Source organism: Streptomyces sp. NPDC093225, from assembly GCF_044753805.1.
GTDB lineage: Bacteria > Actinomycetota > Actinomycetes > Streptomycetales > Streptomycetaceae > Streptomyces.
On the sequence record NZ_JBIVNX010000016.1, the window covers coordinates 21,346 to 40,523 of the forward strand.

The 19,178-nt window shown below is 72.8% G+C and carries 23 protein-coding genes; 15 read left to right on the forward strand and 8 right to left on the reverse strand.

The features are described 5' to 3' along the window. Positions 1 to 25: 25 nt before the first annotated feature. Positions 26 to 1,345, reverse strand: coding sequence for a cytochrome P450 (locus ACIQCH_RS16865; RefSeq protein ID WP_402581475.1), 1,320 nt, complete (start codon positions 1,343 to 1,345; stop codon positions 26 to 28). A 192-nt stretch (positions 1,346 to 1,537) separates the two neighbouring features. On the opposite strand from ACIQCH_RS16865, the gene ACIQCH_RS16870 reads away from it, so the two are divergent. From ACIQCH_RS16870 to ACIQCH_RS16895, 6 genes are all read left to right on the forward strand, one after another. Then, positions 1,538 to 2,137 (forward strand): SgcJ/EcaC family oxidoreductase, encoded by a 600-nt coding sequence (locus ACIQCH_RS16870; RefSeq protein WP_402581477.1) that lies wholly within the window; start codon positions 1,538 to 1,540, stop codon positions 2,135 to 2,137. Then, on the forward strand, positions 2,134 to 2,943 hold the full coding sequence (locus tag ACIQCH_RS16875; RefSeq protein ID WP_402581478.1) for an SDR family NAD(P)-dependent oxidoreductase: 810 nt from the start codon (positions 2,134 to 2,136) through the stop codon (positions 2,941 to 2,943). The genes ACIQCH_RS16870 and ACIQCH_RS16875 overlap by 4 nt, the downstream gene beginning before the upstream one ends. A gap of 131 nt (positions 2,944 to 3,074) precedes the next feature. Further along, entirely contained in the window at positions 3,075 to 5,201 is a 2,127-nt protein-coding gene (locus tag ACIQCH_RS16880; protein ID WP_402581480.1) for a SpoIIE family protein phosphatase, read from the forward strand. Between the two features lie 273 nt (positions 5,202 to 5,474). Next, positions 5,475 to 5,873 carry a Ser-Thr-rich GPI-anchored membrane family protein gene (locus tag ACIQCH_RS16885; protein WP_402581481.1) on the forward strand — a complete coding sequence of 133 codons (399 nt, stop codon included), beginning with the start codon at positions 5,475 to 5,477 and terminating at the stop codon, positions 5,871 to 5,873. A gap of 137 nt (positions 5,874 to 6,010) precedes the next feature. Beyond that, entirely contained in the window at positions 6,011 to 7,024 is a 1,014-nt protein-coding gene (locus tag ACIQCH_RS16890) for a helix-turn-helix domain-containing protein (RefSeq protein ID WP_402581483.1), read from the forward strand. A gap of 69 nt (positions 7,025 to 7,093) precedes the next feature. Next, entirely contained in the window at positions 7,094 to 7,636 is a 543-nt protein-coding gene (locus ACIQCH_RS16895) for an RICIN domain-containing protein (RefSeq protein WP_402581485.1), read from the forward strand. A 48-nt stretch (positions 7,637 to 7,684) separates the two neighbouring features. Here ACIQCH_RS16895 and ACIQCH_RS16900 read toward each other — a convergent pair whose 3' ends face one another. Both ACIQCH_RS16900 and ACIQCH_RS16905 read right to left on the reverse strand, forming a co-directional pair. Further along, complete coding sequence (locus ACIQCH_RS16900) at positions 7,685 to 8,275, reverse strand: hypothetical protein (RefSeq protein ID WP_402581487.1); 591 nt, start codon at positions 8,273 to 8,275, stop codon at positions 7,685 to 7,687. Then, on the reverse strand, positions 8,272 to 8,949 hold the full coding sequence (locus ACIQCH_RS16905; RefSeq protein WP_402581489.1) for a hypothetical protein: 678 nt from the start codon (positions 8,947 to 8,949) through the stop codon (positions 8,272 to 8,274). The genes ACIQCH_RS16900 and ACIQCH_RS16905 overlap by 4 nt, the downstream gene beginning before the upstream one ends. Positions 8,950 to 9,019: 70 nt before the next feature. Here ACIQCH_RS16905 and ACIQCH_RS16910 point away from each other — a divergent pair, with 70 nt between their 5' ends. Then, entirely contained in the window at positions 9,020 to 9,388 is a 369-nt protein-coding gene (locus ACIQCH_RS16910; protein WP_402581491.1) for a hypothetical protein, read from the forward strand. 146 nt (positions 9,389 to 9,534) lie between these two features. On the opposite strand, the gene ACIQCH_RS16915 is transcribed toward ACIQCH_RS16910, so the two are convergent. The 3 genes from ACIQCH_RS16915 to ACIQCH_RS16925 all read right to left on the reverse strand — a co-directional run bounded on the left by ACIQCH_RS16915 (position 9,535) and on the right by ACIQCH_RS16925 (position 11,318). Then, entirely contained in the window at positions 9,535 to 10,275 is a 741-nt protein-coding gene (locus tag ACIQCH_RS16915) for an ATP-binding cassette domain-containing protein (RefSeq protein ID WP_402581493.1), read from the reverse strand. Between the two features lie 123 nt (positions 10,276 to 10,398). Further along, positions 10,399 to 10,809, reverse strand: a complete 411-nt coding sequence (locus tag ACIQCH_RS16920) for a hypothetical protein (RefSeq protein WP_402581495.1) — start codon at positions 10,807 to 10,809, stop codon at positions 10,399 to 10,401. Positions 10,810 to 10,895: 86 nt separating this feature from the next. Continuing rightward, positions 10,896 to 11,318: a hypothetical protein gene (locus ACIQCH_RS16925; protein WP_402581497.1), complete on the reverse strand. Its 423-nt coding sequence runs from the start codon at positions 11,316 to 11,318 to the stop codon at positions 10,896 to 10,898. A gap of 371 nt (positions 11,319 to 11,689) precedes the next feature. Here ACIQCH_RS16925 and ACIQCH_RS16930 point away from each other — a divergent pair, with 371 nt between their 5' ends. From ACIQCH_RS16930 to ACIQCH_RS16945, 4 genes are read left to right on the forward strand one after another with little or no spacing between them, the layout of a single operon-like run. Beyond that, on the forward strand, positions 11,690 to 12,205 hold the full coding sequence (locus ACIQCH_RS16930; protein ID WP_402581499.1) for an RICIN domain-containing protein: 516 nt from the start codon (positions 11,690 to 11,692) through the stop codon (positions 12,203 to 12,205). A 34-nt stretch (positions 12,206 to 12,239) separates the two neighbouring features. Then, a complete protein-coding gene (locus tag ACIQCH_RS16935) occupies positions 12,240 to 12,758 on the forward strand; it encodes an RICIN domain-containing protein (protein ID WP_402581500.1) in 519 nt (172 codons plus the stop codon). A gap of 29 nt (positions 12,759 to 12,787) precedes the next feature. Continuing rightward, the gene (locus ACIQCH_RS16940; RefSeq protein WP_402581502.1) at positions 12,788 to 13,303 is read left to right on the forward strand and encodes an RICIN domain-containing protein; all 516 of its coding nucleotides are present in this window, start codon (positions 12,788 to 12,790) and stop codon (positions 13,301 to 13,303) included. 30 nt (positions 13,304 to 13,333) lie between these two features. Further along, a complete protein-coding gene (locus tag ACIQCH_RS16945) occupies positions 13,334 to 13,858 on the forward strand; it encodes an RICIN domain-containing protein (RefSeq protein WP_402581503.1) in 525 nt (174 codons plus the stop codon). A gap of 45 nt (positions 13,859 to 13,903) precedes the next feature. Here the strand turns inward: ACIQCH_RS16945 and ACIQCH_RS16950 are convergent, their stop codons facing one another. Both ACIQCH_RS16950 and ACIQCH_RS16955 read right to left on the reverse strand, forming a co-directional pair. Next, positions 13,904 to 14,539 carry an isochorismatase family protein gene (locus ACIQCH_RS16950; RefSeq protein ID WP_402581505.1) on the reverse strand — a complete coding sequence of 212 codons (636 nt, stop codon included), beginning with the start codon at positions 14,537 to 14,539 and terminating at the stop codon, positions 13,904 to 13,906. Positions 14,540 to 14,580: 41 nt separating this feature from the next. Further along, the gene (locus ACIQCH_RS16955) at positions 14,581 to 15,573 is read right to left on the reverse strand and encodes a GlxA family transcriptional regulator (protein ID WP_402581507.1); all 993 of its coding nucleotides are present in this window, start codon (positions 15,571 to 15,573) and stop codon (positions 14,581 to 14,583) included. A gap of 190 nt (positions 15,574 to 15,763) precedes the next feature. On the opposite strand from ACIQCH_RS16955, the gene ACIQCH_RS16960 reads away from it, so the two are divergent. The 4 genes from ACIQCH_RS16960 (at position 15,764) to ACIQCH_RS16975 (ending at position 19,176) form a co-directional block, all read left to right on the forward strand. Then, positions 15,764 to 16,273 (forward strand): hypothetical protein, encoded by a 510-nt coding sequence (locus ACIQCH_RS16960; protein WP_402581509.1) that lies wholly within the window; start codon positions 15,764 to 15,766, stop codon positions 16,271 to 16,273. Positions 16,274 to 16,431: 158 nt separating this feature from the next. Further along, on the forward strand, positions 16,432 to 17,685 hold the full coding sequence (locus ACIQCH_RS16965) for an MFS transporter (protein ID WP_402581511.1): 1,254 nt from the start codon (positions 16,432 to 16,434) through the stop codon (positions 17,683 to 17,685). Between the two features lie 201 nt (positions 17,686 to 17,886). Beyond that, positions 17,887 to 18,747, forward strand: a complete 861-nt coding sequence (locus ACIQCH_RS16970; protein WP_402581513.1) for an alpha/beta hydrolase — start codon at positions 17,887 to 17,889, stop codon at positions 18,745 to 18,747. A 132-nt stretch (positions 18,748 to 18,879) separates the two neighbouring features. Continuing rightward, complete coding sequence (locus ACIQCH_RS16975; protein WP_402581515.1) at positions 18,880 to 19,176, forward strand: hypothetical protein; 297 nt, start codon at positions 18,880 to 18,882, stop codon at positions 19,174 to 19,176. The last annotated feature ends 2 nt before the right edge of the window (positions 19,177 to 19,178 follow it).

Here is a 19,178-nt window from a genome sequence, read left to right on the forward strand (position 1 = left end):
ACACGGTGGTGACGGAGACGGATCGTCAGTCCACGTGTACGGGCAGGGTGTCGACGCCGTAGACGATCGAGAGCTTGCGGAACTCCAGCTCGGCCGGCGGCACGGCGAGCCGCAGCCCGGGGAAGCGCGCGACCAGCTGCGGGAAGGCGGCGCGCAGCTCCATCTTGCCGAGTTCGGCGCCTATGCACCGGTGGATGCCGTGGCCGAAGGCCAGGTGCGAGGGGGCGGGCGGGCGCGACGGGTCGAAGGCCTCCATGTCCGCGCCGAGGCGCGGGTCGCGGTCCGCGGCGCTGAGCGAGACGATCACGATGTCGCCGCTCGTGATCGGGACGCCGCCGATCTCGACGTCCTCGCGGGCGAAGCGCGGGAAGGCGGTCTGGACCACGGTCAGGTACCGCAGCAGTTCCTCGACGAACGGGGCCGCGACGACGGCGGGGTCCTCGGCCCGCTGCAGGGCGTCGAAGTGCTGGCGGTCCTGGAGCATGATGAGGGTACCGAGGGCCAGCATGCTGGCGGTGGTCTCCAGGCCGCCGGTCAGGACGCCGTCGGCGAGTCCGGCCAGCTCCTCGTCGGTGACGGCGTCACCGTGCTCGCGTATGAGCATGCCGAGCAGGCCGTCGCCCGGATCGCGGCGCTGCGCGGCCACGACCCCGCGCAGGTACTCCAGGGACTGGGCCACGGCGCCGAACGAGGCCGCGGTGCCGCCGACCACGTCGAAGCGGGCCACGGAGAACTCCTGGAACGCCTCGCGCTCCTCGTACGGTATGCCGAGCAGTTCGCAGATGACGAGGGCGGGGACGGGCATCGCGAAGTGCTCGACGAAGTCGGCCCGGCCGTCCGGGTCGGCCTGGGCGGCCTTCTCCAGCTGCGCGAGCTGCTCCTCGACGATGGCGTGGATGCGGGGCGTGAGCCGGTTCAGCCGGCGCATCGTGAACTCCGGTGTCAGCAGGCGGCGCAGCCGGGTGTGGTCCGGCGGGTCGCAGAAGCCGAGCCCTCCGGGGTTCTCGTCCGCCTCCGACGCGGCGGTGCCCACCAGGTGCCGGAAGTCGTTGCTGAACGCCCCCGCGTTGCCCAGGACCTCCTTCGCCTCCGCGTACCCCGACACCAGCCAAACCGTCGCTCCGGGTATCGGCAGCCGGCTGACCGGTTCGCGGTCGCGGAGCTCGCCGAGCGGTGCGACGGGATCGAGGCCGTCCCGGTGCAGCGGCATCAGCGCGGCGTCGGGGAGCCTCCTGAGCACGGACAGGTCGAGGCCGCCCTGCTTGCGCAGGCGCACGAGCAGGAGGCGGGTCAACCACGTTGTGGCCCAGGAGCGGAGGGACATGAGCATGAGTGGGGCTCGCATCGTCGAGATCGGATGGTCGTGGCCGGCGCGGGCCGGTTACCGACGGGTGTAGGCGGAGCGTAGTCGGGGGCGTGCGGGGTGGACCCGGCCGGGTCCACCTCCCGATCATTCCGCTTGCCTAATCTCTTCTTCTATGCAGATAATTCTTTCACGCAGTCAGTTCAGCGAAGAAGAGAACGGGGACCTCCTGCCATGAACCGCACGACCGTCAAGCGCGCCGCCCTGGCCACCACCGCCGTCCTCGCCGTCGGTGCCGCGGGGTCGTACCTCTACCTGGACAGCACCTCCGACATCCACCGGGTCGGCTCCTCGGCCTGCACGGACGTGATCCCGTCCGGTGCCGAACGGGCCGACGGCGAGGCCGTCTGCGCGACGCTGGACGCACTCACGGCAGCATGGGGGCGCGGCGACGCGGAGGCGTACGGCCGCCAGTTCACCGAGGACGGCACCTACACGACGTACGTCGGCAGCCACTACGAGGGCCGCGCCGACATCACCGCCGGCCACAAAGCCCTGTTCCGGGACTTCGTGAAGGGCACCAAGCTCGCCGCCAGCTACCTGGACCTGCGCTTCCTCGGGAAGGACGCCGCGATCCTGACCGGCCGCGGCGACGACTACAGCGGCGACCCGCCGAAGGCCTCGGAGCTGTCCAAGGTGCAGACCTACACCCTGGTCCGGGACACCGACGGGGCCTGGCGCATCGCGGCGTTCCACAACACCCAGCGGCAGGACGTCATGGAGCGCTTCTCCTTCCTCTACTCGCCCGAGACGGCCCCGAAGGCGGAGCGGTGAGACCGCTGACCCGCCACCGCGCCCCCGCACCCCGCCGCGGGGCGTCCGCGGTCCCGCGCCGCGCCCTGGTCACCGGCGCGACCGAGGGCATCGGCCGGGCGCTGGCCCTCGCCCTGGCCACCGACGGCTACGCCGTCACCGCCGTCGCCCGCACCGAGGAGCGGCTGCGCGAGCTGACCTCCCTGCTCGGCCCCGGCCACGACCACCTCGCCGCCGACCTCAGCACCCCGGAAGGGATCCGGGCGGTGGCCGCGGCCCTCGAGGACGCGGGACACGACGCGGACTCCGGCCCGTACGACCTCCTCGTCAACAACGCGGGCCTGGCCCGGCCCGGCCCCTTCGCCACGACGGCGCTCGACGCCCAGCTGCCCGTGCTCCGCCTCCACTGCGACGCCGTGACCGCCCTCTCCCACGCCTTCCTCGGCACGGCCCGCCCCGGCGCGGCCCTGGTGAACGTCGCCTCCACGCTCGGCCTCACCCCGCAGCCCGGGCAGGCCCTCTACAGCGCGAGCAAGGCGTTCGTCGTCTCCTTCTCCCAGGCCCTCTGGCACGAGCACCGGCCGCGGGACGTGTACGTGACCGCGCTCTGCCCCGGCCCCACCGCCACCCGGCCCGGCCTCCACGCGGATGCGCCCGCCCGCCTGGTCCTCACCCCCGAGCGGGTCGCGGCGGCCACCCTCGCGGCCCTGCGCCGCCGGCACGACCCCGTCGTCGTACCCGGCCGGCTCACCGCCCTCGTCACGGCCGCGACCCGGGCGCTCCCCCGGCGCACCGCCCTCGCCCTGCTCGCCGGCGCCCCCGCCTGAGGGCCGGCGGCGGGCGCGCGGTGCGCCGCGCCCCGGCCCGTACGGCCGCCGGAGCCCAGCGTTCGCACGCCGGTGGTCCGCTGCGCAGAATTGAGGGAGCCGACCGGGGCGCCGCACCCGAAGGGGGTCCGATGGCATCGCGCCTGCCGGGGGAGGAACCTGCCGCGGGAGCGGAGCGGTCGTGGAGCAGCCCGCTCCGGTCCGAGGCGGGCTCGCTGCTGGAACAGGTCGCGGTCGCCGTCTTCGGCCTGGACGACGACGACCGGGTCTGCCGCTGGGGGCCGGGCGCCCGGGAGCTCTTCGGGCACACCGCCGGGGACGTGCTCGGCCGCCCGGCGGCCGTGCTCTTCCCCGCCCCGGACCCCGGTGCCCCCGAGCCCGGCGCCCTGCTCGCGGAGCGGGCCCGGACCCTGGGCTACTGGCGGGTCCGCATGCCCGCCCGGCACCGCGACGGCACGGTCTTCGACTGCGGCTTCCGCGGCTTCCCCGTCGCCGGCACCGGCGGCTCCGACGTCATGGTGCTGGCCAGCAACGGGGTGGACCTCGACCGCGTCAAGACGAACCTGTCCTTCCTCGACTCCCTCTTCGAGACCTGCCCGATCGGTCTGGCGATGCTCGACGAGGAGCTCCGGTACGTCCACCTCAACCAGGCCCTGGCCGACATGGACGGCGTCCCCCTGGCCGACCACTTCGGCCGGCGCGTGGACGAGGTCACCCCGGTCCACGACCGGGGCGCGTACGTGCGGATGCTGCGCGGCGTCGCGGCCGGTGGACCGCCGGTGGTCGGCGCCCTCGTCGCCGTGCGCGCCGCCGGGGACGTGGAGCAGGTGCGCTCGGTCAGCTTCTTCCCGCTCAGCGGCGCCGGGGACTCCCGGCGCGGCTGCGGCGGGGTGCTGCTGGACGTCACGGACCGCGAGCGGGCCATCGTGGAGGCCGCGGTGGCGCGGCGGCGGCTGGAACTGCTCGACCGCGCCTCGGCGCGCATCGGCACGACCCTCGACGTCCGGGTCACCGCCGGGGAGCTGGTCGCGGCGGTGGTGCCGGAGTTCTGCGACGGCTCGGTCGTGGAGCTCGTCCGGTGGGCGGACGAGGCGGTCCCGTTCGACCCGGCGCGGCCCCTGGTCACGCGCCGCATCGCCGCCCACACCGTACTGCCGCCGCCCGCGCCGGAGATGCTCACCGAGCTGGACACGGTGACCTACCCGCCCGCCTCCGCCATCCACGACATGCTGCGCACCGGTCGCCCGATCACCGTACGGGTGGACGAGGACTTCGTCGCCCGTACCGTGGTGCACAAGGAGCGGGCCGGGCGGCTGCTCCACAGCGGGCTCGCGTCCCTCCTGATCGCCCCGCTCGTCGCCCGCGGCACGGTCCAGGGCATCACGATGTTCGGCCGCGGCACCGCCCGGCCCGGCTTCACCGAGGCCGACCTGCGGCTCGCCAGCGAGCTCGCCTCCCGGGCGGCGCTCTCCCTGGACAACGCCCGCCTCTACAGCCAGGTCCAGGACATCGCCCTCACGCTGCAGCGGGCCCTGCTGCCGAGAGCACCGGCCACCAGCCCGTACGTCGACGTCGCCCACCGCTACCTCCCCGGCGGCCGCGTCACCGAGGTCGGCGGCGACTGGTACGACGTGCTGGCGCTGGCCGGGGGCCGCATCGCGCTGGTCGTCGGGGACGTCATGGGACACGGCGTGCCGGCCGCGGCGGCGATGGGGCGGCTGCACACCACGGCGAAGGCGGTCGCCCGGTACACCGAGCGGCCCGAGGAGGTGCTGGCGGAGCTCGACGTGTGCGCCCAGGAGGCCGGCATCGAGCTCGCCACCTGTCTGTACCTGGTGTACGACCCGGACACGGGGCGGGCCCGCATCGGGAACGCCGGCCACCCGCCGCCGCTGGCGCGGCACCCGGACGGCTCGGTGCGTCCGCTCGGGGACGTGCTCGGCGTGCCGCTCGGCGTGGGTGGCGTGCCGTTCCGGTCGACCGGGGCCGAGCTGCCCGAGGGGTCCGTCCTCGCCCTGTACACGGACGGACTGGTCGAGGCCCGCGGCCGGGACCTGGACGTCGGGCTGGCCGCGCTGCGCCGTGCGCTCTCGGAGGAGGCGGGCGCCGCGCGGGCGGACTCGGCCGAGGGGCTGGAGGCGGCCGCCGACCGGATCCTGGCCCGGCTCCTGCCCGAAGCCCCCACCGACGACACGGTGTTGGTCCTGGCACGGGTGCACCGCACGGGGCGCGGCGGGGGCGGGGTGGCACGGGGCTGAGCGGGGCGGGGTGGGCCAGGCGTTCGGCGGCGCGCCGGAGCTCGCCGCCGTAGCCGTGCCGCCGGGCGCCGGCCCGGTGACGGCGTGCACACCGAGGGTAGACGCCACCCGTGATCACATCGAACCCGCATGAATGACCGAAAGAGGGAGGAATCAGACGGATCCCCCGGCCTAGCGTGGTCGTACACCCCTCCGCGGGACCCGCCCGTGGACCCCCGGGCCGACCGCCGGAGGCCGGCCCGCCCGTGGGCCCCCGCCCAGGAAGGAAGACCCATGCCGAGGAAGGCCCTCAACGATCACGCCCGCAACGTCGTCCGGCTCCTGGACCGCCTGCTGAGCCGACCCGGCGCGGCCCCCCTGACGTACGCGGACGACCTCGTGGTCACCTCGCCCGCCGGGGACACGGTGTGGACCGTCGGCTCGCGCCGCCGCGTGACCTGGCGGACGATCGGCGTCGTCGGCCGTTCCGTCGACCTCGAGCTGGTGACGGGCGACGGCGCGCGTGCGCGTACGGTCGCGTTCCTCGCCGTGGACGTACCGCCCCGCACGCTCGGCGCCACGGTCACGGTGCCCGACGCACCCGAGGGCACCTACCGCGTCCGCGTCACCTCCGAGGGCGACGCGCTCGACGTGTACAGCCGCCCCGTCCGGATCACGTCCATCCACGGATGATGTCGGCCGGCCGGGCGCGGCTCAGCCCCGTCCGCAGCGGGACTCTGGTAATGATCAAGGCGAGGTGGGGGCGAAGCACGGCGGCGAACAGCCGGTGAACGGCTGACGCTCCGCCACGTCGAGGTGTGGGGGATCGCATGGAATCACCGGTCGCGTCGGATGCCGTCGGGGCGCGCGAGAGCAGGTTCGACTGGTTCTGCGAGGCGGTGTCCACCGACGTGATGCCCGTCGCGCTCAGCACCCGCCGTGCGGCCGACTTCCGGGCGAGCATCACGGACCTGGACCTGGGCGTGGTGCGGCTGTCCGTCGTGGCTTGCTCACCGGTGCTCTCGCGCCGCACCTCGTCCCACGTCCGGCGCGGCGATCCCGAGCACCTGCAGCTGGCGCTCGTCACCCAAGGGTCCGTGAGGATCTCCCAGCGGCGCAACGAGTCGGTGGTCGCGGGGGGACTCGTACTCACGGACACCTCACGACCGAGTGAAGGGGCGTGCACAGGCGGGCAGATCGAGTCGGTGGTCATGCAGATCCCCCGTCAGGCCGTGGCGTTGCGCCCGGACCGTGTGGACCGCCTCCTCGCGCAGAGCCTGGCCGCGGACGCGGGGTCGGGGGCGATCCTCGCCGACTTTTTGAGGACGCTGCTGTCGCGCGGCCCGGGCTGTCGCCCGGAGGAGCTGCGCGCGATGGGGTCCGTCGCCCTCGACCTGGCCACCGCGTTCCTCGCTCGACAGCTCGGTGACCCCGGCCAGGCGCCCGGTGAGGCCCGTGCGCAGGAGACCCTGCAGCGGGTGCACCGCTTCGTCGAGAACAATCTCGGCGATCCTGGCCTGACTCCCCGGATGATCGCCGATCGGCACAACATGTCGCTACGGCGTCTCTACGTCCTCTTCGGCGACCAGCCCCTGACCATCGCGGCACACATCCGCCGGAGCCGGCTGGAGCGCGCCCACACCGACCTCGCATGCGGAGAACTGAGCGGTCAGCCCGTGCAAGCGATCGCGGCCCGCTGGGGCTTCTCGAGCGCCACCGGTTTCAGCCGGGCGTTCCGCGAGGCCTACGGGATCACCCCGACCGAACATCGTGCGCTCTCCCAGGTCACCCACGGCATCCAGAGGACAGAAACCCTGCACGCCACGCACACCCCCGCGCGCTGAGCGCACCTACATTCTCCTCCGGAGACACCACCCCAGGGTGCCCCTCAGACGCAAAAGGTTGAGATGCTCATGACAGACAGACTCGTCACGTTCGTTCGCCGCGCCGTCGGGACGGTTGCGGCCGGTGCGTTCGTGTCCCTGTGCCTTCCCGCGCCGACCGCGTCTGCGAGCATCGGCAGCAACTGGCAGAGGCTCAGCAACTACAACAGTGTCAAGTGCCTTGAGGTCGCGGGCTGGAGCACTGCCGACGGCGGTGCGGTCGGGCAGTGGGACTGCCATCCGGGGAACAACCAGCTGTGGTGGTTCTGGAACAAGGGTGGTGCGGGCGACCTGCTGTACAACGGCCACAGCGGCAAGTGCCTGGAGGTCGCGGACTGGAGCCGGGCGAACGGCGCTGCGGTCCGGCAGTGGGACTGCCACGGAGGGGCCAACCAGCAGTGGAACTGGATGGGCACCACTGTTGACGGAACCGACTACGTGGTCCTTCAGAACGTGCACAGCGGCAAGTGCCTCGAGATCGCGGACTGGCGTACGGACGACGGCGCTCCGGCCCGCCAGTGGGACTGCCATTACGGGGGGAACCAACTGTTCTTCGCTGCCGACGCGTCGTGACACGAGCGGCGGGAACCGTGAACGGCCGTACGCAGTGCGAGCCCGCGGTCAGAAGGCGCCGCGCGGCGGCTTGAGGCTGCTGAACGTCGCCCCGGCGACCAGCACCGCGACGCCCGCCAGGAGGGCGGGCATGCTGGTTGCCGGGTGCAGGACGACAGCCCACGGCTGCGCTCCGCGGCCGCCGCTCCGCCATCCTCCGACGGCCAGGACCAGGGGTACGGCGGTGAGGACCGGCGCCGCGATCCGGGCGCCGGTGAGCGGGTTGAGGAGGAGCGCCAGGCCGAGGTAGCAGGCGGTGTTCCGGCCGATCGCCAGGGCGACGGGGTCGGCGCCCGCGACGTGTCCGAGGACGGCCGTGGTCAGGGCGAGGGTTGCGCAGGCGGCGGCGAGGGTGGCGTCGAAGCGGTGGACGGCCCGCACGGCGACCGCTTCGGTGGCGTCCCGGGCGCGGCCGGTGAGGGCGAGCCACGTCACGGCGGGGATGACGGTGATCAGCGCGGCGAGCAGGAAGCGTCCGGCCCCGCCGACCATCGCGGGCACGGGGATGTGGCTCTGTCCGAACGCCAGGCCTGCGCCGGCCGTCACAGCGGTGACGGCGGCGAGGGCGGGGACGTTCCGGGATGCGGCCCACCAGTTCACCGGCCCGCCCCTTCGGGGTTCAGGGTCGGCCCCCGGTCGCAGCCGGTGAGCGCGGCCCGGTTCGTCTCGTACCACGCGCGCTGGCGGTCGGAGGGCAGCGTGAGGACCTTCCGGGCGAGTGCGGCGTCGTCGGGGGAGACACGCCCCCGGACCGGCGCCGGGGGGACGTGCGTGGCGATGGCGCTCAGCCATGCGGTGAGCGGCCCCCGAGCGGGAAACGCCGGGTACGTGTGGCTGGTTCGGGCGCATTCGGGGATGCGGGGAAGGAGCGTGTACGCGAGGTTGGCGGCGACGGACTCCTCGCGGACCTGACCGCTGCCGCCGAATCCGGCCTGCCCGGGCTCGAGGTCACGGTTCTGGGTGAGGGAGGAGGACACGGGGAGCCCGGCGTCCTTCAGGCGGCCGCTGTAGGTGCGGGTGATCGCCGCGATCCGGGCGCGTCCCGGGGTCTCGGGCCACAGGCACACCTCGGGAACGCCGGCGGTGTCGCAGACCAACGCGTCGGGGTTCCGGCCGGCGACCGGCTCGTAGTCCATGTCCACGACCAGGAACACCGAGGCCACGGACGCGGTGACCAGCACGGCCAGGGGCTTCCAGCGGCCGGCCCGGGCGATCGCGAGGAGGCATGCGGTGATGATCCCGCCGGTGAACAGGAGCGGCGCCCACACGGCCACGGGGTCGATGACCGATCCGACCGAGCAGCAGCTGTCGTAGGCACCGGCGACCAGGTGGCGGGGCCACGGGGTGTCCCAGGATCCGGGGAACGCGGTCAGGCAGAACCCGGCGACCATCGCCAACGGTGCGGCCGCAAGGTGCGGAAGACGGCCGCCCAGGAGGTACCCGGCCAGCGTGGCGGCCGCCATCAGCAGCGCGTACACCGCGAACATGCCCAGGTGGGAAAGGGACGGGAGCGCTCCCGCGGCCGAGACCGCGAGACCGACCGCGACGAGCATCCCGGCGACGCCCATCGCCCACACCGGAACCAGCAGCGGCAGCGCGACGGCGAGCCGGCCCCGGGCGGGGGTCTGCTCGAAGACGTTGCCCCGGCGCAGGCGCGCGCTCTCCCATGCTCCGCTCGCCGCGCACGCGGCCGCGGCGAACGGGATCGTGTAGGAGGCGCTGCCGAGGACGGACGGCCCGTATCCGGGAACGGCGGACGAGGTGATCGCCTCCGACAGGAGCAGCAGGACGTAGCCGGCCAGGAAGACGAGCATGGTTCCGGCGGAGGACGACCGCAGGAGGGTGGAGGTGCGCATCGGTCAGATCTCCCGTCCGACGAGCATCACGTAGGCGGCTTCGGCCTGCTGGCGTCCGCCGATGGCGGCCGGTGCCAGGGCGTGGAAGTCGGCGGGGTCGCCCTGGAAGCAGATCTCGCCGTCAGCGAGGACGGCCACGTGCGTGTACAGGTCCGCGAGGTCCTCGGTCTGGTGCGTGGAGACGATCACCTGCACGCTGCCGGCGAGGTCGTCGACGAGCTCACGGAACACCTGGCGCTGCGTGGGGTCGAGGCCGGCGGTCGGCTCGTCCATCAGGATCAGCTCGCTGCGGTGGGTCAGCGCCCCCGCGATCCCCATGCGGCGGAGCTGCCCGCCGGACACCTGGTGGCTCTTGCGCTCCGCGAGGCGCGTGAGGTCGACGCGGCGCAGCGCGTCCTCGGACGCCTTCCACGCCAGGGCCTTCGGCATGCCCTTGAGCCATCCCGCGTAGGCGACCTGTTCGCGTACGGTCAGCCCGGGCATGGGGGTGATCTGCTGGGGGATCCACGCCACGCGCTCGCGGTAGGCGGCCATCCGGCGGCCCTTGGCGGTGCCTCCGTCGAAGGTGACCGACCCGGAGGAGGGGGACAGGTGGGAGGCGGCGAGGGCCATCAGTGTGGACTTGCCGGCTCCGTTCGGGCCGAGGAGGACCGTTGCCCGCGCATCGATCCGGAGGCTGAACTCGGTGAAAACAGGTGTCTTGCGCCCGTACCGGAACGAAACACGGTCAAAAACCAAAGACATGGAGGAACGCGCAATCCGCCACCCCGCTGCGGGCGGGACGACTGTGGTCGTGGGACAGTGGACCGGAGAGGGTCCCGGTGCTGAACCCACCGGGACCCTCCCCCTACGTGTCGAGCACGCGCACTACCAGGCGACCTTCACGTAGTCGACGGAGAGGAACGAGCCGCTGGACACGTCCGTCAGCTCGAAGTAGTAGTTGCCCCGCGAGTTCGGGTCGCCGTAGTCCACCCACCCGCAGTAGTTCCTCTCGTTCCCCTTGTCGCGGTCCGGAGCGCCGTCGACGACCTTCCACAGCCGGAGGTCGGCGAACCTGAACCCGTCACCACCGTCCGCCTCGCAGCCCGCGAAGTAGATACCGGTGTAGTCCCAGGTGTCGTTGTTGTCCCACCAGCGACGCGACTCGTTCTGCACGCGCCACGAGTCGATGTGGGACTCGAACCACCCCTCCGCGGCGTGCGCCGGAATCACCGACACCGCACCCAGGAGCGCGGCACCGGCCACCGCCCCGGCCAACGACTTCGAACCGATCTTCACTTGATCCCTCTTCCATGTGTCCGGCGCCGCCCCCAGTGGACGGCACCCTCGCGGGTCGGGAACCCCGACCCCGATCCGGCCGGCGGCTACCAGGCGACCTTGACGTAGTCGATCTTGATGTAGTCGCCGTTCCCGACGTCCGCCAGCGAGAAGTAGTAGGTGCCGGCGTCGTCCGGATCGCCGTAGTCGACCCACCCGCAGTAGTTGTTCCGGGTGCCCTTGTTGCGGTCCGGGGCGTAGGAGACGTACTTCCACAGGCTCAGCGACGCGTAGTCGTAGCCCCGGTAGTCGTCGTCCGACCGGCATCCCGCGAAGTAGATGCCGGTGTAGTCCCAGGTGTCGTTGTTGTCCGACCAGCGGCGGGACTCCGTCGGAGCCGTCCACCACTTGATTTCCGACTCGAACTGGCCTTCCGCGGTGACGCCCGCGTTCGCCGGCGTGATGCCGCCGAAGCCGAGGAGCGCAACACCTGCCAGCAGGCCGGCCGCTTTCCTGCGCCGAGTACTCATCGGTTTCCCCTTTCCCTGCTCGTCGGCCCTGCGTGAGGGCGTGCGGGAGGGAGGAGACGTGGTGCGAGGCCTCCCCCCGAGGCGATCCGAACGCTAACGGCAGTACGGAGGGACGAGCGGACCCTGCACGGAACATCGAACAACCGTGCACGGATCGCACAGTTGCCGTCATCCCCGGAAAGGTTTAATCGGGGTGTCGGCCGGCCGGCGGCGGCACGTCGAGCACCGCGACCAGGGAAGCCTCTCCTGCCGCCAGGTCTGGTCCGGCCCGAACAACCGACGCCCCCTCGACGGGGCGGAAGAGATCACGCACCATTCGCCCGATACGGGCTGAAAGTCGACCTTGACCGGTCGCATGAGGGGATATTTCCGTGCGCCTGAACATCGCCAAGTCCGTCCGCCGCGTGCTGAGTGCCGCCGGCGGCGCGCTGCTCATCTCGATGGCCCTGCCCTCCGCGCCGGCCACCGCCGCCGACCTGAACGAGTGGTACTGGCTCGCCAACTGGAAGAGCTCCAAGTGCCTGGAGGTGGGCGGCTGGTCCACCGACAACGGCGCCGGCGTCAACCAGTGGGACTGCCACGACGGCAACAACCAGAAGTGGAAGGGCGTCCCCTACGGCGAGGGCCGACTCATCTACAACGCCCACAGCGGCAAGTGCCTCGAGGTCAAGGGCTGGTCCAAGGACAACGGCGCCCAGATCGGCCAGTGGGACTGCCACGGCGGCGCCAACCAGCAGTGGAAGTCGGAAGTCCTGGGCGAAGGCGTCCTGCTCCTGATCAACGTGAACAGCGGCAAGTGCCTGGAGATCGGCGGCTGGCGCACCGACAACGGCGCCCCCGCCACCCAGTGGGACTGCCACCGGGGCGACAACCAGGTCTGGGCCTGACCCCCGTCCCACCCCCGCTCTTCAGGAGAACACCATGCGATTCAAGGCAGCCAAGCACCTCCGCCGCACCCTGGGTGCAGCCGTCGGCGCCCTGCTCGTCTCCCTCGCCCTGCCCACCTCCCCCGCGGCCGCCGTCGACCTGTCCCAGTGGCGTTGGCTGTCCAACCTCAACAGCAGCAAGTGCCTCGAGGTGGGCGGCTGGTCCACCGACAACGGCGCCGGTGTCAACCAGTGGGACTGCCACGCCGGCAACAACCACTACTGGGCAGGGACCCCCCACGGGAGCGGCTACCTCATCTACAACAAGCACAGCGGCAAGTGCCTGGAAGTCAAGGGCTGGTCCAAGGCCAACGGCGCCCAGATCGGCCAGTGGGACTGCCACGGCGGCGCCAACCAGCAGTGGATGGTGCGCTACGAAGGCTTCAGCGACACGGCGACCCTGGTCAACGTGAACAGCAACAAGTGCCTGGAGATAGGTGACTGGCGCACGGACAACGGCGCCCCGGCCACCCAGTGGGACTGCCACGGAGGCCTGAACCAGGACTGGTACTAGTCCACACCGCCACGCGCCAGGAGAACACCATGCGATTCAAGGCAGCCAAGCACCTCCGCCGCACCCTGGGTGCGGCCGTGGGCGCCCTGCTCGTCTCCCTCGCCCTGCCCGCTTCCCCCGCTGCCGCCCTCGACCTGTCGCGGTCGGACCTGATCATCAACATCAACAGCAGCAAGTGCCTGGAAGTGGGCGGCTGGTCCACCGCCAACGGAGCCGGCGTCGACCAGTGGGACTGCCACGCCGGCAACAACCAGAAATGGACCGGGAGTTTCCACGGAAGCGGCTACCTCATCTACAACCTGAACAGCGGCAAGTGCCTCGAGGTCAAGGGCTGGTCCACCGCCAACGGTGCCCAGGTCGGCCAGTGGGACTGCCACGGCGGCGCCAACCAGCAGTGGACCATGCAGTACGCGGGCGAACGCATCGTCACGCTCGTCAACGTGAACAGCGGCAAGTGCCTGGAGATCGGCGGCTGGTCCAAGGACAACGGCGCCCCCGTCACCCAGTGGGACTGCCACAAGGGCCTCAACCAGTACTGGTACTAGTCCGTACCCACCAGCCCCGAGGAGATCATCATGCGATTCGAAACAGCCAAGAACCTCCGCCGCACCCTGGGCGCCGCCGGCGGCGCCCTGCTGATCACGCTGGGCCTGCCCGCCTCACCCGCGGCGGCCGCCGTCGACCTGTCGCGGTGGAACCCGGTGTCCAACTACAACAGCGGCAAGTGCCTGGAAGTGGGCGGCTGGTCCAAGGACAACGGAGCCGGTGTCAACCAGTGGGCCTGCCACATCGGCGACAACCAGCTGTGGATGGGCGTGCCGTACGGCTCCGGGCAGCTCATCTACAACAAGAACAGCGGCAAGTGCCTCGAGGTCAAGGGCTGGTCCAAGGACAACGGGGCCCAGATCGGCCAGTGGGACTGCCACGGCGGCGCCAACCAGCAGTGGAACGTCTACGAGGTCGGCGACCGGGACATGACGTCCGTCCTCGTCAACGTGAACAGCGGCAAGTGCCTGGAGATCGGCGGCTGGTCCAAGGACAACGGCGCCCCGGCCACCCAGTGGGACTGCCACTGGGGCAAGAACCAGACCTGGTACTGACCCGCACCGCCACCGCCACCGGCAGCGGATCGCCGGTCGTCGACGTCAGGGGCGGGCGGTGAGGTCGGCGACCGTGGCGGCCACGACGCCGAACAGATCGGCGACGGTCGTCAGGGCCGCGTTCTGGAGTGCGGCCGCGGACACGACGGTGCCGTCGGGGGCGGTGAGCGGTCGGGTGGCGGTGGCCTCGGCGACGACGGTGGGGCGGAAGCCGAGGTTGAAGGCCCCCTGCGCGGTGAAGGCGACGCACATGTGGGTCATGAAGCCGGCCAGCACCAGGTCCTCGCCGGCACCCAGGTCACGCAGGGTCCTCTCCAGGTCGGTGCCGTGGAAGGCGTCGGGCACCGCCTTGACGACCACCGGCTCGCCGTCGACCGGGGCGACCTCGGCGCTGATGGCGCCGATCTCGGCCCGGATGTCGTACGGGGTGTTCGCGCCGCCGTCGTTGACGACGTGGACGACGCGGGCCCCGGCGGCACGGGCGGCGGCCAGCAGTCGCGCCCCGGCCCCGAGGGCCTCTTCGGCGCCTTCGAGGGCCATCACGCCGGTGCGGTAGGTGTTCTGGAAGTCGATCAGGACGACGGTGCTGTCGGCGAGTCGGGGGAGGCGGGCGTCGAGGCCGATGACGTCGCGCAGCGTCGTGGAGGACGGCGGCGTGGACGTGGACGTGGGCACGGACATGGGTATGGAACTCCTGTTCGAACGAAGGGATGGGAAGGGACTCAGCCCGTGGTGCGGAAGCGGCGCCGGTAGGCCGCCGGGGTGGTCCCGATCTGCTTGCGCAGCGCGCGGTGCAGGGTCTCCACCGAGCCCAGCCCGCTGTCCGCGGCCACCCGGTCCAGCGGCTCGTCGGTGCTCTCCAGCAGTCGACGGGCCGCCTCCACCCGGGCGGCCTCGACGTACGCCGCCGGCGTGGTGCCGGTCTCCTGACGGAAGACCCGGGCGAAATGGCGCTCGCTCAGGCACATCCGCGCCGCCAGCGAGGCCGCCGACAGGTCGTCGTCGAGGTGCTCGGCGACGAACACGCGCAGCTCGTCGATGTCCCTGCGGGCGGCGGGCGGCCGGCTCAGCGGGACCGAGAACTGGCTCTGGCCGCCCTGCCTCTTGAGGTACATGACCAGCTGCCGGGCCACGGCCAGCGCCACCTCCTCCCCCAGGTCGTCGGCGACCAGCGCCAGCGCGAGGTCCATGCAGGCGCTGATCCCCGCGCCGGTCCACACGGTGCCGGACCGTACGAAGATCGGGTCGGGGTCCACCGTCACCGCCGGGTGGTCGGCGGCCAGTTGGGCGGCCGTCGACCAGTGGGTGGTGGCCGTCCTGCCGTCCAGCAGCCCCGCGGCGGCCAGCAGGTGGGCGCCCACGCACACCGAGGCCACCCGGCGGGCCAGCGGCGCGACCCTCCCGAGCCACGCCACCACGTCCCGGTCGATCCGGGCGACCGGTCCGTCCGGGTGCACGTCCACCGCCCCGGGCACCAGCAGGGTGTCCAGGACCCCGTCGACCTCGGCGAACGACAGGTCGGCGACGAGGCGCACCCCCGCCGACGTCGTGACCGTCCCGGCGCCCGGGGCGGCCAGCAGCACCTCGTAGCCCGCCCGACCGCCCGTCTCTCGGTTGGCCAGCGCGAACACCTCGGCCGGGCCGGTGACATCGAGGAGGTCGACATCGGGGAAGACCGCGATGACGACGCGGCGGGTGGTGGGCGTCGTGGACATGCGCCCATCCTCACCGCGTACCCCGCACGCCCACAATGACGGACTTCTGTCACATCCTGCCGCGGCGGACGTCCGGCCCCCTGGCGGGGGCGCGGGGCGGTCGGGCACCATCGGGGTGCCCGGCCGGCACTCCGGGCCCCACCTGCACGCCCGTCCCATTCCGCACGGTGACCCGCAGGAGAGACACGCCATGAAGGTTCGCCCGGTCCTCAGCGCACTCGTCCTCGTCCTCGGCGCCCTGTTCGCCCCCGGCGTCGGCGTGCTCACAGGCGCGACGGACGCCCACGCCGCGACCAAGATCAGTCACGCCACCGCGACCTCGATGTTCCGGAGCTCGGGCATCACCTGGTCCTCGTCCGGCGGCTGCTCCGACCGCAACAACCCGACCTGCACCTCCTTCGAGCAGCTCAACCTCGCGACGGCGCAGGGCGCCCAGACCCTCAAGGGCGCGAGCGGCTGCGCCCTCAACATCACCGGCGGGACCGAGACCGGGCACGCGTCCGGCACGTACTCGCACTGGAACGGCTACAAGCTGGACTTCGCCAAGTACACGTGCATCGGCGCCTACATCAAGAACACCTTCGCCTACATCGGCCTGCGCGGCGACGGGGCACCCCAGTGGAAGTCCGGCGCCGGCAACCTGTACGCCGACGAGGGCAACCACTGGGACGTCACGTACTTCAACTGCGGCGGCTGCTGAGCCCGGCGTCCCCTCCCTCGACGGCCCGGACGCCCACCGAGCCCCGTCGCCGCCCCGGGGCGGCGACGGGCTTCCGCGAGGCGGGAGGCCGGGACCGGACCATTTAGCCCAGGGCTACATCGATTGGCAGGGCGCGGTCGGTGGCGTGGACTTCGGGTATGAGCCGTCGACTCGTGCTGATCCTGGCCGTGACCTGCGCCGTGGCCGTGGGCAACCTCTACTTCCCGCAGGCCGTGGGCCCGCTCATCGCCACCGGCCTGGGCGTCTCCCCCGACACCGCCACCGTGGTGGTGACGGCGACCCAGATCGGCTACACGGCGGGCATGGTCTTCCTGGTGCCGCTCGGCGACCGGTTCCGGCACCGCACGCTGCTGGTCGTGCTGCTCTCCCTGGCCGGCCTGGCCCTGCTGGGCGCGGGCTGCGCCCCGTCGCTGCCGCCCCTGGTCGCGGCGAGCGTCCTGGTCGGGCTCACCACGGTGGCCGCGCAGATCATCGGTCCGCTGGCGGCCGGGCTCGTGGCGCCCGAGCGCCGGGGCGCGGTGCTCGGCACGCTGTTGAGCGGCTCGACGGGCGGCATGCTGCTGGCCCGCGCGTTCAGCGGGACGCTGGGCGAGTGGCTGGGCTGGCGGGCGCCCTACCTGGTGGCCTCGGCGGTCACCCTGGTGCTGGCCGGAGTCATGGCGTACGCGGCGCCGTCCACCACCCCCTCCCCCGCCGCCGCCCGCCTCCCGTACGCCCGGTTCCTGGCCGAACCCCTGCGCCTGCTGCGCAGCGAGCCGGAGCTGCGCCGCTCCTGCCTGTACCAGGCCGCCGCGTTCGGCGGCTTCTCCGCGGCCTGGACCTGTGTCGCGCTGCTCCTGACCGGCCCCGAGTACGGGTACGGCACCTCGGCCGTCGGCGTCCTCGCCCTGGTCGGCGCCGCCACCATGCTGTCCACTCCGTACGCCGGACGCCTGGTGGACCGGTACGGCCCCGGCCCGGTGAACCTGGTGACGCTGCTCGGGATCCTCGCCTCGGCCGTGGTCCTCGCGGCCGGCGCCCTGGGCGGGGCGGTCGGTCTGGTCGCCCTGACCGTGGGCATCCTGCTCCTGGACGTCGCGATGCAGTCCGGCGCGGTCGCCAACCAGTCGCGGATGTACGCCCTGCGCGCGGACGCCCGCAGCCGCCTGAACACGGCCTACATGACCTGCGCGTACTCGGGCGGCACGGTCGGCTCGTGGCTCGGCGTCCGGGCGTACGCCGCCTTCGGCTGGCCGGCCGTGTGCGCTCTGATCGGCCTGCTCGCCCTCGTCGCCCTGGTACGGCACCTGGTCCCCGCCGGACGCGCCCGGGAGGCGGTCGGCGCCGGTCCGGCCGCCCCGGCCCCCGACCCGCAGAAGGCGACCGATGCGGCCGGGCACCGGCCGGTGTGACCGCGTACCGGCCCGTGTGACCGCGGCCGACGGGGCCGGCACGGGAGCTTCGCGGTGCGCCCGCCCGGAACTCCGGCCGGCCGGTGCGGAGTCGGCCGGGGGCCGGCGTGATCTTCGCGAGCGGGCCCGGGTAGGGTCGGCGCCGATCCGCCCGTACGTGATCGGGTACCGGCGGGACCACGACCGCAGACGGGGGTTCGCGTGTCCGCGCAAGAGGAGTTCTCCGCCGCCTACGACGCCCTGCTCGCCCGCTGGCCGGACGGCACGCGCGAGCTGGACGTGCCGACCCCGTACGGCAGCACCCGCGTCCACGCCTACGGGCCGCCCGAGGCGCCCCCGCTGGTCCTGCTGCACGGCGGCGGTGCCACCGGCACCGTCTGGTTCGGCAACGCCCGGGCGCTGGGGGCGCGCCACCGCGTGCTCGCCGTCGACGTCCTGCGGGACGCCGGACGCAGCGTCCCGGCCGGCCGGCCGCTGGGCGGCCCCGGCGACCTGACGGCCTGGCTCGACGCCGTGCTCGACGGCCTGGGCGTGGCGCGGGCGCGCCTGCTGGGGCACTCGTACGGGGCCTGGATCGCCACCTCGTACGCCCTGTACGCGCCGGGCCGGGTGGACCGGCTGGTGCTGCTGGACCCGACGCAGTGCTTCGGCGGCTTCCGGGCGGGGTTCCTGCTGCGCTCGCTGCCGCTGCTGGCGCGGCCGACGCGGACCCGCGCGCTGCGCTTCGTGGCGCGGGAGACGGCGGGGACCCGGACCGACCCGGAGTGGCAGCGCCTGTACGCCCTGGCGGCCGAGGCCTTCGCCGGTCGGCGGCCGGTCACGGGGCGGCGACTGGACCCGGCGGGGCTGCGGGCCCCGCTGCTGGTCCTGCTCGCCGAGCGGAGCGCCGTGCACGACGCGGCCCGGATCGCCGTCCGCGCCCGGGCGTCCGTCCCGCACGCCCGGGTCGAGGTCCTGCCCGGCCTGACCCACTTCGCGCTCCCCACCGCCCTGCCCGAGCCCACGAACCGGCTGATCGCCGACTTCCTCGACGGGGCGGGGGGCGGCCCGGCACCCCGGTGAGGTCCAGGGCCGACCGGCCGCCGTCCGGATGCCGTCCGGTTCGGGGCGTGGTGTCCTGGGCGATGGGGCTCCGGCCGCCACCGGGCGACCGGGCGGGCCCCGCGTCCGACGTCACGAGGAGGGAAGGGCCAAATGGCGGTCCTCGTCCACGCCGCGCTCCCCGGCATCAGCACCGACCAGTACGACGCCCTGAACGCGAAGCTCCAGGAGACACCGGAGATCTTCGACGGCTGCGTGTCCCACACGTGCGTGCCCACCGGCGAGGGCCTGGAGGTCTTTGACGTCTGGGACACCGAGGAGCAGATGAACGCGTTCACCGAGCGCATGATGCCGCTCGCCGTCGAACTGGGCTGGCCCAGCGATCCCGAGAAGGTCTCGGTCCGGGTCTTCCCCGTCCACAACTACTGGCCGCCCAAGGGCCGGGGCTGATC

Bases quoted from the DNA above. Each gene is read 5' to 3' on its own strand.
- ACIQCH_RS16940 (WP_402581502.1), top strand. From the start codon at position 12,788: ATGCGATTCAAGGCAGCCAAGCACCTCCGCCGCACCCTGGGTGCGGCC.
- ACIQCH_RS16885 (WP_402581481.1), top strand. From the start codon at position 5,475: ATGCCGAGGAAGGCCCTCAACGATCACGCCCGCAACGTCGTCCGGCTC.
- ACIQCH_RS16960 (WP_402581509.1), top strand. From the start codon at position 15,764: ATGAAGGTTCGCCCGGTCCTCAGCGCACTCGTCCTCGTCCTCGGCGCC.
- ACIQCH_RS16925 (WP_402581497.1), bottom strand. From the start codon at position 11,318: ATGAGTACTCGGCGCAGGAAAGCGGCCGGCCTGCTGGCAGGTGTTGCG.
- ACIQCH_RS16890 (WP_402581483.1), top strand. From the start codon at position 6,011: ATGGAATCACCGGTCGCGTCGGATGCCGTCGGGGCGCGCGAGAGCAGG.
- ACIQCH_RS16955 (WP_402581507.1), bottom strand. From the start codon at position 15,573: ATGTCCACGACGCCCACCACCCGCCGCGTCGTCATCGCGGTCTTCCCC.
- ACIQCH_RS16945 (WP_402581503.1), top strand. From the start codon at position 13,334: ATGCGATTCGAAACAGCCAAGAACCTCCGCCGCACCCTGGGCGCCGCC.
- ACIQCH_RS16870 (WP_402581477.1), top strand. From the start codon at position 1,538: ATGAACCGCACGACCGTCAAGCGCGCCGCCCTGGCCACCACCGCCGTC.
- ACIQCH_RS16965 (WP_402581511.1), top strand. From the start codon at position 16,432: ATGAGCCGTCGACTCGTGCTGATCCTGGCCGTGACCTGCGCCGTGGCC.
- ACIQCH_RS16950 (WP_402581505.1), bottom strand. From the start codon at position 14,539: ATGTCCGTGCCCACGTCCACGTCCACGCCGCCGTCCTCCACGACGCTG.
- ACIQCH_RS16865 (WP_402581475.1), bottom strand. From the start codon at position 1,345: ATGCGAGCCCCACTCATGCTCATGTCCCTCCGCTCCTGGGCCACAACG.
- ACIQCH_RS16915 (WP_402581493.1), bottom strand. From the start codon at position 10,275: ATGTCTTTGGTTTTTGACCGTGTTTCGTTCCGGTACGGGCGCAAGACA.
- ACIQCH_RS16880 (WP_402581480.1), top strand. From the start codon at position 3,075: ATGGCATCGCGCCTGCCGGGGGAGGAACCTGCCGCGGGAGCGGAGCGG.
- ACIQCH_RS16935 (WP_402581500.1), top strand. From the start codon at position 12,240: ATGCGATTCAAGGCAGCCAAGCACCTCCGCCGCACCCTGGGTGCAGCC.
- ACIQCH_RS16895 (WP_402581485.1), top strand. From the start codon at position 7,094: ATGACAGACAGACTCGTCACGTTCGTTCGCCGCGCCGTCGGGACGGTT.
- ACIQCH_RS16975 (WP_402581515.1), top strand. From the start codon at position 18,880: ATGGCGGTCCTCGTCCACGCCGCGCTCCCCGGCATCAGCACCGACCAG.